The sequence below is a fragment of the Rhizobium ecuadorense genome (assembly GCF_001187535.1).
GTDB lineage: Bacteria > Pseudomonadota > Alphaproteobacteria > Rhizobiales > Rhizobiaceae > Rhizobium > Rhizobium ecuadorense.
Window position 1 is genome coordinate 1 of the sequence record NZ_LFIO01000132.1, and the last position, 211, is coordinate 211.

1 pseudogene is annotated in these 211 nt (G+C 56.9%); it reads left to right on the top strand.

The annotated features are described in order from the left end of the window. Positions 1-211, top strand: a pseudogene (locus AF337_RS04280) (arylsulfatase); the annotation flags it as partial.

A 211-nucleotide genomic window follows, 5' to 3' on the forward strand; every position in this document is an offset into this window, starting at 1 on the left:
GTGCTCTCGGCGCCGCCCGCGTCGAAGACTACAAATATACCTTCAAGGAACAGCCCGGCGGCTGGCTCGGTGACACAGTGACATTGGGTGCGCCAACCATCGTCAATCTACGTCTGGACCCGTTCGAGCGGACAGCGTTTTACAAGGGCGGGAACACCGGCTCCCTCGAATATTTCGAATGGTATAAATTCGAGTTCTGGCGCTTCGTGCT